Source organism: Allofrancisella inopinata, from assembly GCF_012222965.1.
GTDB lineage: Bacteria > Pseudomonadota > Gammaproteobacteria > Francisellales > Francisellaceae > Francisella > Francisella inopinata.
Window position 1 is genome coordinate 61,483 of sequence record NZ_CP038241.1, and the last position, 14,651, is coordinate 76,133.

The following is a 14,651-nucleotide window of genomic DNA, read 5'->3' on the forward strand; positions in this document are numbered from 1 at the left end:
ATTTCATTATTCACTTTGAAGATAGATTGCAGGTTTATCTGTAAAACTATTTACACAGTTTAATGGAGAGGCTCCTAATTTCAATACCAGTTTTCTTGCCAGTTCATTAATTGTATAGCATGCTTTACGCTTTAGACGTTCTCTACCCGCTTTATCTTTTTCTACTACAAAGTTTTCCTTAGTTTGTACTTCAAAGCCTACAGGAATATTAGCATCTCCAACATGGATTAAAGCACTAATAAGTTTTATGCCTTTAACTGCTCTGCCTACAGAATGATCATAAAACCAGTTTACTACCTCATTGACCTTACTATCAGATTTAGGACTTATTGTATTGTCTATAGATAATACTTTTGACTTATCTTTGTAAGTTTTTAAAATGCCTTTACCTTTTAACCAGATATTTTTATTCTCATAGCTACCAACCTTTAACATCCTGGAAAAACTATGATGTTTTATTAGTCCATCTAACATACTTGAACACATTGTCGCACTTGCTTGGGAATGTTAGCATAACAAATATTCTGTATATAAAGTCGCTAATTCTCGTAGTTTTAAATGTCGTGAATTTTCTTGTAAAAGACAAGGTGGTAAGCAAATTCGTTCAGTAAAGCATTATTGGGGGCTTCAAGATCAATATTGGGGAGATCATAAAAAACCATATAAAAACGTAGTAGTAAGTGTGGGCGTATTTACGTATGGTGCCATTCAACTAATATTTAAATGGGAAAAAGAATTTGAGACTAATAAATTCATTGATTTTTCTAAACTAAAAGGTTGTTCTAGCTTTGCTCATGGAACACAAGTAGAAGACAAAGGATATCACTTAGATCCTTTTTCTCCGCCTAAAGGTCCATGGGATATATACTACAACCAACCATATGGTAGTATTTTAACAGCTAGTTTTCCTTCTTTTTATGAACGCCTATATATGCGAGTTTTCGGTAAATGGTCTCGTGATGGTAAAGGAAAAAACTCCTGTGTCATGTATATGGGGGCCAATAGAGAGCTTAATCTTGCTAACTTACGTGATAACGGACAAATTACTTATATTGGTGATAAGGTTCAAAAAAACCTCCAAAAGCTCGTAACTGGAACTGCCTCGCATGATGATAAGATTATGGATATATCTATAAGTCCATGGATTTCGCCTGTCCTAACAGAAGACCAAAAAAGACAAGAGTATATTTCTGCTTTCGAATCAGCATCTCGTGCTGTAGGTTTGGGTCTTATACATCTCAACGAATTTACCTATTTTAGTTCTACAAAGTTTAAGGTGTCTAACGTTTTAGATTTTATCGCTAAGTATAAGTTGCCGCGTAGGGTAGAGTTATTTAGCTGTCGTGGTCTTGAAAATGGTGATCGGGATGGTGGCTACAAGAGAGTTATATGGTGTAATAAAAACAATGAAGGGTATTCTATTATGCAGGCATTACAATTGCAAGATACTAATATTCATGCACCAGAAGATGAAGAAAGTTTTGGTAATAATATGGAACGTATCCATCAAAGCTACAATGTCAAGAACGTTTCTTTAGATAAATTTAACAAAAATATTAAAATTATTGGAGATCAAAAAGCTACTCAACGAGAAACATTTAATAAACTACTTAATAACATTAGACAGATGCAAGCATTGGTAGATACTGACCTTAACATTAACAACGACATCTCAGCGGAACAAATTTATAGAAGTTCTATTCCTATGAAAAACCTTGAAGGTAAAGAAGGTTCATACACAGAAGATTTTGATGCTTTTATGCCTCAGCAACAGCAACAAATGTATCAAAAGGATCGTAGCTTAAGTCCACCGCATAGGAATGCTTTTATACCTCAGCAACAGCAGCAAATGTTTCAAAAGGAGCGTAGTTTAAGTCCACCGCATAGGAATGCTTTTATGCCTCAACAGCAGCAACAGAAAGGATTTATTAATACGCAAAGAGGTTTTTATAACGAAACTAATCGTAGTTTAAGCCCAATACCTCAGAGAAATGCTATTATCCCTCAGCAGCAGCAGAATGATGTTATGATAGGGAAATATAAGAAAAGCTATTTATTACAATTAATAGCTCAACATAAAAAATTATCCATTCCACATACTGAAGCTTATATATAGAAAAGCAATTCCGGACTTAAAACTCAATTTATTATTCCCTGACAGTGAGGATGAAGATAACTAAACAGCCCTCACCTTGAAGAAAAATAAACAAAAACAAAAAATTTTTTCATATACTTTAAAACTTTATGACATCAAATTATTATTAAATAACAGCGTAAGTAAAAGTTATATTTCACTAAAGAATTTAAATTTTAGTATTTTCCTTATAATGGTATTACATCTATATTTAATGGTTGTTAGATTGTAGTCTGAGAGGTTACTAAATAATTGAAAGGAACCATGGGTGTAGTTTATTAGGTTTTGTCGGTAAAGTTTTGCTTCAATTCTATTTATACTATATTATTTTTACTAATTTAATTTAAATCTTGGTTATTAATGTTTTCTAGATCTTTCGGTAGTGCTTTATTGATAATAGGCACCACTATTGGCGCGGGCATGCTTTCTTTGCCTTTGGTTGTAGCATCATGTGGGTTTATAGTAGCTATTATTTTGCTAGTTATGTCATGGAGTGTGATGTATATCACAGCTATAAGATTATTGAACATTTGTGCAAAATATCCGTTAGGTGTAAATTTCACAACCATGATGCAATCAAAAGCGCCTAAAGTATATCAAATATCTTTCAGTGTAATATATTTGCTTTTATTGTATTCTTTGATGTCAGCCTATACCACGCAAGGTGCTGAGTTGGTTAATTATGCTTATATTGCTATAGCACCTACAAAAAATAATGTATTTTTACCTGCTTTAATTTTTATTCTGATTTTTAGTTCATTTATGTATAGTTATAGGATCTCAGATTATACAAATAGGTTTTTTGTTTTCCTAAAATTTATCTTCTTTATTTTGGCTATAGCTATTATGTTGCTATATATAAATCCAGTTTATTTGAAGAGTATGCCTTTATCTTTATTAGCAATAGTTTTTGCATGGCCTACATTGCTACCATCATTTGGATTTCACAACGTGATACCAGTTCTTTATGAATATCAGCAGGCAGATATAAAGAGTATCCGTAAAAGTATATTTGTTGGAAGTATAAGTGTGTTAGTGATCTATATAGTTTGGTTGCTTTTAGCTTTGGCATTGATTCCTCAACAAAGTTTACATAGTTACCAAACATTATTTTCTTCAGGGAACAATACACCAAGTGGCTTTATAGAAGAAATTAAAACAATTTCAAACTCAAACTTGTTAGAGCTAGGTTTAAATATATTTATTCATATTGCAATTATTACTTCTTTTATTGGTGTGGGTATTTCACTAATACACTATATGAAAGATTTATTTATAAAAAATGGGAAAAACATAAATAATCTGGTTTTAAATTTAATTTGTTTTGTTCCACCTCTTATATTTACAGTTTTTTATCCTAAAGGTTTTATACTAGCTTTGCAGTATGCAGCTATATTTGCAGTAATAATATTTGTTTACACTCCGATATTCCTTAGTAGAAGCATAGATTCAAAAATGATGTCTTTAAATTTTTACGCTATAGTGCTAGGTAGTGCTGTAATTATATGTCAAATAGTTAATTTGTATTTTGATATTAACCCTTTTTAAAGTTTCTAAATTAGAAATGATAATTTGCTGCTGAAGGTATATAATATAAGGTCAGGAATTTTAATTATAATTTTGGAAATATGAGATTTGTAGATGAAGTAACCATTAAGGTTCAAGCTGGTAAAGGTGGTAACGGTTGTGTAAGCTTTCGGAGAGAAAAATATGTACCTAGGGGTGGCCCTGATGGAGGGGATGGAGGTCATGGTGGTAGCATTTATCTAAAGGCTGACGAGAATGCAAATACTTTAATTGACTATCGCTATAGACGTGAGCATCAAGCAGAAAATGGTAAGCCTGGAGAGGGCAGAAATTGTTATGGAAAGGCTGGAGAAGATTTATACTTGGTCGTTCCTGTTGGTACAAGCGTATTTGACGTTGAAACAGATGAAAAAATCGGTGAAGTACTAAGCCATGGGGAAACTTTAAAATTAGCATCAGGCGGCAAAAGAGGTATAGGAAATACCCATTTTAAAAGTAGCACAAACCAAGCTCCAAGAAAATTCACTTTGGGAGAGGAAGGAGAGTATAAAGAAGTCCGATTAGAATTAAATTTGTTAGCAGATGTTGCACTTTTGGGTTTACCAAATGCAGGTAAATCTACTTTAATTCGTTCTGTATCTCAAGCAACTCCAAAAGTGGCTGATTATCCTTTTACAACGATGTATCCACATTTGGGAGTTGTTCAAGTAGGCATAGACAGCTTTGTAATGGCAGATATCCCAGGTGTGATTGAAGGTGCTGCTGAAGGTGCTGGTTTAGGTTTGAGATTTTTAAAGCATCTTACACGTGCTAGGTGCGTATTACATGTGGTGGACATTTATCCGTTTGATAACTCTAATCCGGTAGAGAACTATTTTGCGGTTGAAAAAGAGCTCAAAAAATATAGCAAAGAACTATATGATAAACCAAGGTTTTTAGTGATCAATAAAATAGATCTTTTAGCAGATGAGGTTGATTCTAAATGTGAAGAGTTTGTTAAGCAAATAGGATATAGCGGGAAGTATTATAAGATATCAGCTATAATGAGAGAAAAAACAGAAGAGTTAATAAAAAGCTTAAATGAGTTTCTAAAAAAGCAGGATTAATAATCAATGAAACTAAAAAATCTGATATTTGGTTCGCCTATTCCTACAGCTAAACAACAAGAGCAAAAAATAGGAATACTTTCTGGGTTTGCAATTTTATCCTCAAATGCTTTATCTTCAGTGTCATATGCTACTGGTGAAGTTTTTATAATTCTGGCAGTAGCAGGGACAATAGCAGTAACACAATACTCTATGTTGGTATCAATAATGATAGTGTTATTGATACTTCTAATGGGTTTTTCATATGCCCAAGTTATTAAAGCGCACCCTGAAGGAGGAGGCTCTTACTCAATTGTTAAAAATAATTTTAATGAAAAACTACTTTTACTGACAGCAGCATCTTTGATTATAGACTATATTCTTACAGTAGCAGTATCTGTTTCTACTGCATCTGTAGCTATTGGATCAGCATTTCCAGTAGTTGGTAAGTATACTGTAGAAATCTCTTTAGCTTTGCTTATATTGCTTATGATGATAAACCTTCGAGGGGTCCGTTCTACAGCAAGAATATTTGCTTGGCCAACTTATATGTTTGTTATTTCAATAATGTTTTTGATAGTGGTTGGTTTATACAAATATTATGCTGGCACTTTGACAGAGTTCGTTTACAGTGATTCTTATGTAAAAAATATCCAAAACTCAACAGGATTACTGACTATAACCCTTATATTAAGAGCTTTTTCATCAGGTAGTACAGCTTTGACTGGTATTGAATCTTATGCCAATGGAGTCTCTACCTACAAATCACCAATGCTTACTAGAGCTCTAGTTGGGCTTATTTTTATGACGTTATTTTCTATGGTGATGTTTGCTGGTGTAACTTTCATAGCTACTCAAACTAAAATTCTACCAGGTTTTTCGGAGAGTGTATTATCCCAAATAGCTCACCAAGTTTTAGGAAATGGGGTTAGTTATTACTTTTTACAAGCATCAACTTGTTTAATTCTATTGATGGCAGCAAATACATGTTTTACAGGCTTTCCAACTTTAGCTTCTATCATGAGTAAAGATGGTTACTTACCTGAGCAGCTCCAGCGTGTAGGAGATAGATTAGCTTTTAGGAATGGTATCGTAATGCTGACATTACTTTCAGCTACTTTAGTTATCATTTTTGAGGCGAAAGTTAGTAAACTTATACCACTATATGCCTTTGGAGTATTTATAGCATTTACCCTTTGTCAAGCAGGTTTAGTTAAGTTTTGGTACAAGAATAAACGTTTATACAAGAGCTGGAGTATAAGAGCTTTTATAAACGCATTTGGCTGTGTGGCGACTTTTATAGTGTTAATAACTACAGTTGAAAGTAAATTTTTTGAAGGTGTTTGGATCGTTATAATAGCAATCGCGATCATAATGTATGGCTTATTTAGGATAAAAAATCATTATAATAGGCGGGAAGAAAACCTTACACTTAGTGTAGATGAGGCAATAGTGAATGCTTGTGTGCATGAAAAATTAAAGCCAAAAATTGTGCTTTTAGTTTCTCGTATTCATCGCGGTACAATAGAAGCACTTCAATTATCAAGAAATTTGTCTGATGACATCACACCCGTTTTTGTATCAGCTGATGAAGATAAAATTAATAAAATGAAAGCGCAATGGAAGAGCTTAGCTTTTGAAGAGCGGCTTTTAATATTAAGACCTGTTTACAATTCATTTATTACACCAATACTACAAATATTACGCAAAAATGACCTTAGAGACCCTGATAGAGGCTACTCAATAGTGGTTATCCCAGAGGTTGTTAACACTAAATGGTGGCATTTTTTATTACATAACCAAAATTCTAGAATATTAAAGTTAGCTATAGCGGCCATGGATAAAAGAGATGAGAAAACTGCAACTAGAGTTGTAATATCTGTCCCATATAAGGCAGAATAAATGGTTTTAATTAAAGGTGTTTGGTTAGTAACCAAGCCTTTTTGGGTAAATAATTTAAATTTTAGAACCCTTCTAGCTTTATTATGCTGTATCCTACTAGAATTTATAAGCGTTAGTTTAAGTGTTTATTTAAACTATTGGAACGTTGATTTTTATAACTCTTTGCAACAATATAACTACCAGTTGCTGGTGTATCAATTAATGAAATTTATTTTCATAATCTTTTTTATGTTAGCTAATAGTTTTGCATTATACGTTATTAGTCAGATTTTTGTTATAAGAATGCGAGAGTATCTGACAAATTTTTATACAAAATATTGGCTATATTCTAAGACTTATGTATCAGATTTGGGAGAGTATGATAACCCTGATGAGCGTATAAGTTATGATATAAAAGAGTTAGTAAATCTTCTTAAATATTTATTCTTGGGTTTTGTTGGTAGTGTTTTAACTTTTGTTTTATTCTCTTGGATTTTATGGCATCTTTCAGGAAGTTTTGCATTTAACATATATGGATATAAATTAACCATCCATGGGTATCTATTTTGGCTTGCGTTATTACTAGCTGCTATAAACATATTAATGGTTATAAAAGTTGGCAAACCACTTAGAAAACTTGTATATGATAGGCAAAAATATGAAGCAGAATTTAGATTTGGGTTAGCTACAATTAGAAATCATAAACACCATATACATGACAGTAATTTTGAGAAAGTTAAGTTTTTAAAGTCAAAAGCTAATTTTAAGTATGTAGTAGATAATTTTTATGCTTTAACCTTTAGAGAAATTAAAATAAGCCTAGTAACAAGCTTATTCTCACAAGTTTATGGAGTAATAGGAATATTTTTGTCATTACCTAGATATTTTGCTAGGGCTTTAAGTTTCGGACAAATTATGCAGATTAATATGGCTTTTTTAAAGGTTGTTTCTCCATTATTGTTTTTCGTATATAGTTATGAACAAGTCACAGAATTAAAAACAAATGTCAAAAGATTAATTGAGTTAAAAAAGCAAATAGATAATTCTAATGATAAAAAACTATACACTATAGATACTTCACAAAAAGAGCTTTTTAAAATAGAGAGTTTAACAGTATCTAATCCTCAAAAGGTTTTATTTACAGATTTAAACATTTCGCTAAAAAATAGACAAAGCTTGTTGGTACAAGGCAAAACAGGGGTGGGAAAAACTACGTTACTTAAGGTAATTAAAGGAGCGTATAAGAATTTTGAAGGAAAAATTTGTTATAACACTAACCCTCAGATTTTGCTATTGACATCTAAACCATATTTTCCTAAAGATGATTTTAAACGAGCAATGTTTTCACCATTAATGACGAATATACCTAGTGATAAAGACTTTATACATATACTTAAAGAGTTAGATTTGCTTTATTTGCAAAAATTTATTGGTAAGAGTTATAACTGGAACAATGTACTTTCAGAAGGAGAGCAGCAAAAATTAGCTTTTTGCAGACTTTTTACTAAAAAATACGATTTAGTTTTATTGGATGAAGCGACATCAAATTTAGATTTAGGAACACAAGAAAAAATATATTTATTTCTGAAGGAAAAAGAAACAGTATTTATTTCCGCGAGTCAGGATAAAGAATTAAAAAAATTTCATGATAAATTATTAGAGATATAGATATCAACAGTTCTATAAACGGAAAGGAACTAGAAATGGCACATAGACACTTAAATCTTTCAGGTAGATATTGTATACAAAACCCACATTCTAACCCGAAGTGCGACACATATCTAATTTCTTTTAGTCTTATCATTTTTTCTTGTTATAATATTATGGTTAAATTTATCTATTTATTTTATAAAACTTTTAAAGGATTATTTTGGATATGAGAACACACTATAGTTCAGATATAAATGAAAAATTAGAAAACCAAAAAGTTACAATTTGCGGATGGGTGCATCGTCGTAGAGACCATGGCGGAGTTATCTTTTTGGATATAAGAGATAGAACTGGCTTAGTCCAGTTAGTTTTTAATCCTGATAATGAAAATTTCAAGGTTGCAGATAGTTTGAGATCCGAGTTTGTAATAAAAGCACAAGGTTTAGTCAGCTTAAGGCCAGCAGGACAGGAAAATCCTAATTTAGCTAGTGGTAAAGTTGAAATTATTGGTGAAAAATTAGAAATTATAAATAAATCAAAAACCATACCATTTCAATTAGATGATTACCAGTCAACAGGTGAAGATGTAAAGCTTAAGTATCGCTATATAGATCTGCGTAGACCAGAAATGCAGAAAAAGCTAATGACTCGTTCAAAAGCAATCCGTTATGTTAGGAGCTTTCTAGATGACAATGGCTTTTTAGATATTGAAACCCCATTTCTAACAAAGGCAACACCAGAAGGTGCTAGAGACTATTTAGTGCCAAGTCGTAATTTTAACGGTAAGTTTTATGCTCTTCCTCAGTCACCACAGCTTTTTAAGCAGCTTTTGATGGTTTCTGGCTTTGATAGATATTATCAAATAGTTAAATGTTTCCGTGATGAAGATCTAAGAGCAGATAGACAGCCAGAATTTACTCAAATAGATATAGAAGCTTCATTTATTGATGAAGCTTTTATTATGTCTACTATGGAGAAAATGATAGCAGGGTTATTTGAGTCTACTATTGGTGTTAAGTTTGAAACACCGTTCCAAGTTATGAGTTTTGCTGAGGCCATAGATAAATATGGTTCTGACAAACCAGATCTAAGAATCCCTCTTGAGTTTGTAAATATCAAAGAAGATATGAAAAATGAAGAGTTTAAAGTATTCTCAGGTCCTGCTAATGATCCAGAAGCTAGAGTAATTGCTATGAAAATTCCAGAAGGCAATGAAAAGCTAACGCGTAAAAATATCGAAGAATATACTAAATTTGTAGGCATATATGGAGCTAGAGGACTTGCGTATATTAAAATTAATTCATTATCTCAAGGGAAAGATGGACTACAGTCGCCAATAGTTAAAAATATTTCTGAAGAAACATTATTTAACATAATTGAAAAAACAGGTGCTAAAGAAGGTGATTTACTATTCTTTGGTGCTGGTAAAGCAAAAGTTGTTAACGATTCAATGGGTGCTTTAAGAGCTAAAATCGGTGAAGATTTTGAAATATTTACAAAAGATTGGGCACCACTATGGGTTATTGATTTCCCAATGTTTGAAAAAGATGATAATAGACTATATGCGATGCATCATCCATTTACAGCTCCACAAATAGATAGTATTGATGAACTGGATAAAAATCCTGAAAACCTTCTTTCAAGAGCATATGATATGGTCATAAATGGCTATGAAGTTGGGGGTGGGTCAATTCGTATTCATAAGCAAGATATCCAAGCTAAAGTATTTAATCTACTTGGAATATCTAATGAAGAAGCTCGTGAGAAGTTTGGTTTTATGCTTGATGCACTTTCTTACGGTACACCAGTTCACGGTGGTATAGCTTTTGGTGTTGATAGACTTATTATGCTACTTACAAATACTTCAAATATCCGTGATGTAATAGCATTTCCTAAAACTCAAACGGCAAGCTGTCTGATGACAGAAGCACCGTCAGTAGTAACTTTAGAGCAGCTTAATGAGCTTGGTATTGCTATTAAGAAAGAAGAGTAGTGTTGTTTGATTCTTGAAACCCTCTTTCAACTTTTTGTAAACATTGATACTACAATCTGAGAGTAATAAATATGCAAGCTTGTGTAATGGCTCCACTTAAAATAACAAATGATGATGAATGGAAATATTTTTGCAATAATATTAATACTGTACGAACATCTTTAAAAGGTGTTTCTCAATACTTGACAGTTTCAACTGATGTCTGGTGGGGGTTAGTCCAAGAAGAGCATCCAGAAAAATATGACTGGTCGTATTATGATAGATTATCATATACTCTAAAATGTATTTCTGATGAAAGACCAGACCTACCAGAAATAAATTGGGCGCCTATTATGTCATTCCACCAGTGTGGAGGTAATGTAGGGGATAATATTTATATAAAAATACCAAAATGGGCAATTACAAATAGAGAGTTTATCAGTGACAATGGGAATAAATGTCAGGAGTATGTAAGTTTTTGGCATGACAATGATATGTTACCGTATTATACTTCTTTTATAAAAACATTCTGTAAACGGTATTCTGATAGTTATTATTCTGTATTTTTTAAAAAAATATGTGTCGCACCATCAATAGTAGAGATTAATGTGAGTTGTGGTCCTGCTGGAGAACTTAGGTATCCTTCATATAATAGTCATGATAATTATCAATATCCTGAATATGGGCATACTCAAGCTAAGAGTCATACAGCTATTGAGAGATTTCAACAAAATTATAGTGAGTGTAATCAACAAATCATTAATTCAACATATATAAAACAAAATTATAGAGATACAAATAATCATTTAGTAAAAAAATATCTAACCTGGTATAACAATGAGTTAATATTACATGGTCAAAGAATGATACAAGCCGCCTTAGATGGTATTAATGGTACAAAATTATATAATTGCCGAATAGGTATAAAAATACCAGGTATACACTGGAATTCAAACAATAATATTAATGGACCAAGATTAAGTGAATTATTTGCTGGATTAATACCTATAAATGATGATTCTTTATACAGTAACTTCAGTAATAATGAGATTGAATCTGGGTATACACGGATTATCTGGGCTCTTTCACGACCTCAAGATATGCCTGAGATTTATCAAGATAAGCATAGAACCACTAAATTCTTGATAGACCATCCATCAAAACTAAAGCCTAATCCTTTATACATTAGAAAGGGTTACAATATGTCCAAATGCCCTAATAATATAAAATCTAGAGAAAGATTAGATCTTAATATTCATTTTACATGTGCAGAAATGCCATCACTAATTTCTTGTGATACGATCGAAGACAAGGAAAATAAACTTCATAATTCAGAATGGCATATTCAAAAACTCTCAACTAATATAAGTCAAATCAATCCTTATTCTAAGCCAAGAGCTTTAGTCAAACATTTGGCATGGTGTGGGCAACAAATACCTTCAGAAACTGGTCTTAAGATGGGAGTTGAAAATGCCCTAGCCGGATTGTCAAATGACAAATGGGAAAATATAAGACATATTTTGGATAAAAATAATTATGGTGATTTATTTAAATTACCACATAAAAATGGTCATTCACCTTTTGCAATGATAAATATTTTAAGAGTTGATGATGCAGCTCAATTTTCTAATCACTATCGCGATTTGATAAAAGATTTTTCTTATTGAAGATCTAGCATCTCCTTGAAGGATGATATGGTTTGATTAGCTTAGACATATTCATAGTTATAAAAAAGACTTTCTATCAGCATATATTTTAGCTTGAGCTGCTGATAGTCTAGCTACAGGTACTCTAAATGGAGAACAAGATACATAGTCAAGACCTAAGTCATGACAAAATGCTACAGAATAAGGCTCTCCACCATGCTCTCCACAAATTCCCATCTTAGCATTTGGATTAACAGCTTTTACTCCTTCTTTAGCTATTTCCATTAGCTTACCAACACCTTTTGGATCCAATCTTGCAAAAGGATCAAAGCTTAGGATACCTCTTTCAAGATATTCTCTAATAAACTTATTAGCATCATCTCTACTAAAGCCAAAAGTCATCTGAGTTAAATCATTTGTACCAAACGAGAAAAACTCACTACCAGCTTGGGCAAGCATACCAGCTCCTATTGCACCACGTGGAGTTTCAAGCATTACACCTACTTTGTAGTCGATATCTATTTTTTCACGCTTCAAAATTGTATTAGCTACCTCGTGAATAATACCACTTAAAAGTTTAAATTCACCAAGTGTACTGATTAATGGAATCATCAGCTCTGGTTTGACTTCTATTCCCATACGTTTGGCAGATATAGCAGCGTAAATAATAGCTTTAGTTTGCATTTCTATAATTTCCGGGTATGTAACTGCTAGTCTACAGCCACGATGCCCCATCATAGGATTCATTTCACTAAGAGCCTCTATGCGTGCTTCTAGCTCATCATAACTAATTTTAAACTCTCTAGCTAAAGCTTCTATTTCTTCTACCTCTCTTGGTAAAAACTCATGCAAAGGAGGGTCTATAAATCTAATAGTTACAGCTAACCCGTCCATAGCTTCAAATAATTCTTCAAAATCTTGTTGCTGCACAGGAAGTAGTTTATCTAAAGCTTTTTGTCTTTCTTTTTTATCTTTAGCTAAAATCATCTGCCTTACGTAAGAGATGCGATCTTCTTCAAAAAACATATGCTCAGTACGACACAGACCTATTCCCTCGGCACCATACATCCTAGCAATTTCAGCATCATGTCTTGTATCAGCATTGCATCTAACACGAAGTTTGCGAACACTATCTACAAACTTCATAAATTCTTCAAAATCAGGTGTAACCTCAGGATCGACAGTTTTTATAATGCCTCTGTATACGTCACCTTTTGTACCATCTAGAGATAGATAGTCCCCTTCACCAAAAACTTGACCTCTCTCAAAAGTGATAGTACGTTGCTCTTCATTTATCTTTGCTGACTCTAGTCCTGATACACAACATTTACCCATACCACGAGCAACTACAGCAGCATGAGATGTCATACCACCACGAAGGGTTAAAATACCATTACAAGCGTTCATACCAGCAATATCTTCAGGAGAGGTTTCTATTCTCACAAGGATAGTTTTTTCTTCACCACGAGCTTTTGCTGCAAGTAGAGACTCAACGTCAAAGTAAATCCTACCACTAGCGGCCCCTGGTGAAGCACCTAAAGCTGAACCTAAAGGACGCTTTGAAGCTAAAGCTTTTTCATCAAATTTAGGATGTAGAAGTTGCTCTAATAGGTGGGGTTCAACCATCATTACAGCTTCTTGGTTAGTTATTAAACCTTCTTTAGCCATGTCTACAGCAATTTTGATAGCTGCTTTTGCAGTTCTTTTACCATTTCTTGTTTGAAGCATAAAGAGCTTACCATCCTCGATAGTAAACTCCATATCTTGCATATCTTTGTATACAGCTTCTAAATTTTTAGCTATTTTTACAAAGTCATTAAAAACTTCAGGCATTTTATCTTTTAGGGTAGATATATGAGAAGGAGTTCTTACACCCGCTACTACATCTTCACCTTGAGCGTTAATTAGATATTCGCCAAATAACTCATTTTCACCTGTAGAAGGGTTTCTTGTGAAAGCAACACCAGTACCAGAGTTATTACCAGAGTTACCATATACCATCTCTTGGACATTAACAGCTGTTCCCCAATTGTTGGAGATATTGTTGATTTCTCTATAAATAATAGCTCTTTCAGCATTCCAAGATTTAAATACAGCCTCAACAGCAGCTAATAATTGCTCCATAGGATCACAAGGAAAATCTTTACCAACCAGGGATTTATATATATTTTTATATTCTAGAACTATTTCTTTGTAATCTTCAGCACTTAAATCGCAATCATTTTTAACTTTTCTTTTTTCTTTTTTTTCTTCTAAAATTTTGTCAAAATGTTTTTTCTCGCAGTCCATAACTACATCTGCAAACATCATGATAAATCTTCTATAGCTGTCATAAACAAATTGTTCATTATTTGTCTTAGCTGTCATAGCGTTAGCAACATCATCATTTAAGCCTAGGTTTAATACTGTATCCATCATACCAGGCATTGAAACTCTTGCACCAGAACGTACAGAAACTAGCAGTGGGTTTTTACCGCTTCCAAAAGTTTTACCTGTTCTTTTCTCCAAGTCGGCGATGTGTTGAAATATCTGTTTTTTTACTATATCGCTTAACTTCTGACGGTCATCGTAATACTTAAGGCAAGCCTCTGTTGTTACTGTAAAGCCATCTGGCACTGGTAAACCACTGTTTAGCATTTCGCTAAGATTTGCACCTTTTCCACCTAGTAAATCACGCATAGACTTATTACCTTCGCTAAAGGCATAGACAAATTTTGACATAAAACTCCTCTCAAGTTTTTATTTGAATATATATT

At 32.9% G+C, this 14,651-nt stretch carries 8 protein-coding genes and 1 pseudogene; 7 read left to right on the top strand and 2 right to left on the bottom strand.

Going from position 1 to position 14,651, the window contains the following annotated elements; translation table 11 throughout:
* Positions 1-75: 75 nt before the first annotated feature.
* Positions 76-600: pseudogene (locus E4K63_RS00290) on the bottom strand (IS701 family transposase); the annotation flags it as partial.
* An 82-nt stretch (positions 601-682) separates the two neighbouring features.
* Between E4K63_RS00290 and E4K63_RS00295 the strand changes: the two are divergent.
* From E4K63_RS00295 to E4K63_RS00325, 7 genes are all read left to right on the top strand, one after another.
* Positions 683-2,116, top strand: coding sequence for a hypothetical protein (locus E4K63_RS00295; protein ID WP_133942145.1), 1,434 nt, complete (start codon positions 683-685; stop codon positions 2,114-2,116).
* A gap of 378 nt (positions 2,117-2,494) precedes the next feature.
* Complete coding sequence (locus E4K63_RS00300) at positions 2,495-3,682, top strand: amino acid permease (RefSeq protein ID WP_133942144.1); 1,188 nt, start codon at positions 2,495-2,497, stop codon at positions 3,680-3,682.
* An 80-nt stretch (positions 3,683-3,762) separates the two neighbouring features.
* Positions 3,763-4,767 (top strand): Obg family GTPase CgtA, encoded by a 1,005-nt coding sequence (gene cgtA / locus E4K63_RS00305; protein WP_133942143.1) that lies wholly within the window; start codon positions 3,763-3,765, stop codon positions 4,765-4,767.
* Between the two features lie 6 nt (positions 4,768-4,773).
* A complete protein-coding gene (locus E4K63_RS00310; RefSeq protein ID WP_133942142.1) occupies positions 4,774-6,648 on the top strand; it encodes an APC family permease in 1,875 nt (624 codons plus the stop codon).
* The gene (locus E4K63_RS00315; RefSeq protein ID WP_133942141.1) at positions 6,649-8,295 is read left to right on the top strand and encodes an ABC transporter ATP-binding protein/permease; all 1,647 of its coding nucleotides are present in this window, start codon (positions 6,649-6,651) and stop codon (positions 8,293-8,295) included.
* A 208-nt stretch (positions 8,296-8,503) separates the two neighbouring features.
* A complete protein-coding gene (gene aspS / locus E4K63_RS00320) occupies positions 8,504-10,270 on the top strand; it encodes an aspartate--tRNA ligase (protein WP_133942140.1) in 1,767 nt (588 codons plus the stop codon).
* 71 nt (positions 10,271-10,341) lie between these two features.
* The gene (locus tag E4K63_RS00325) at positions 10,342-11,916 is read left to right on the top strand and encodes a family 14 glycosylhydrolase (RefSeq protein ID WP_133942139.1); all 1,575 of its coding nucleotides are present in this window, start codon (positions 10,342-10,344) and stop codon (positions 11,914-11,916) included.
* Positions 11,917-11,973: 57 nt separating this feature from the next.
* Here E4K63_RS00325 and ppdK read toward each other — a convergent pair whose 3' ends face one another.
* Entirely contained in the window at positions 11,974-14,616 is a 2,643-nt protein-coding gene (gene ppdK, locus E4K63_RS00330; protein ID WP_133942138.1) for a pyruvate, phosphate dikinase, read from the bottom strand.
* Between the last annotated feature and the right edge of the window lie 35 nt (positions 14,617-14,651).

Excerpts from the sequence above, each read along its gene's own strand:
- aspS (WP_133942140.1), top strand. The coding sequence starts at position 8,504 with ATGAGAACACACTATAGTTCAGATATAAATGAAAAATTAGAAAACCAA.
- E4K63_RS00315 (WP_133942141.1), top strand. The coding sequence starts at position 6,649 with ATGGTTTTAATTAAAGGTGTTTGGTTAGTAACCAAGCCTTTTTGGGTA.
- E4K63_RS00325 (WP_133942139.1), top strand. The coding sequence starts at position 10,342 with ATGCAAGCTTGTGTAATGGCTCCACTTAAAATAACAAATGATGATGAA.
- E4K63_RS00300 (WP_133942144.1), top strand. The coding sequence starts at position 2,495 with ATGTTTTCTAGATCTTTCGGTAGTGCTTTATTGATAATAGGCACCACT.
- E4K63_RS00310 (WP_133942142.1), top strand. The coding sequence starts at position 4,774 with ATGAAACTAAAAAATCTGATATTTGGTTCGCCTATTCCTACAGCTAAA.
- ppdK (WP_133942138.1), bottom strand. The coding sequence starts at position 14,616 with ATGTCAAAATTTGTCTATGCCTTTAGCGAAGGTAATAAGTCTATGCGT.
- cgtA (WP_133942143.1), top strand. The coding sequence starts at position 3,763 with ATGAGATTTGTAGATGAAGTAACCATTAAGGTTCAAGCTGGTAAAGGT.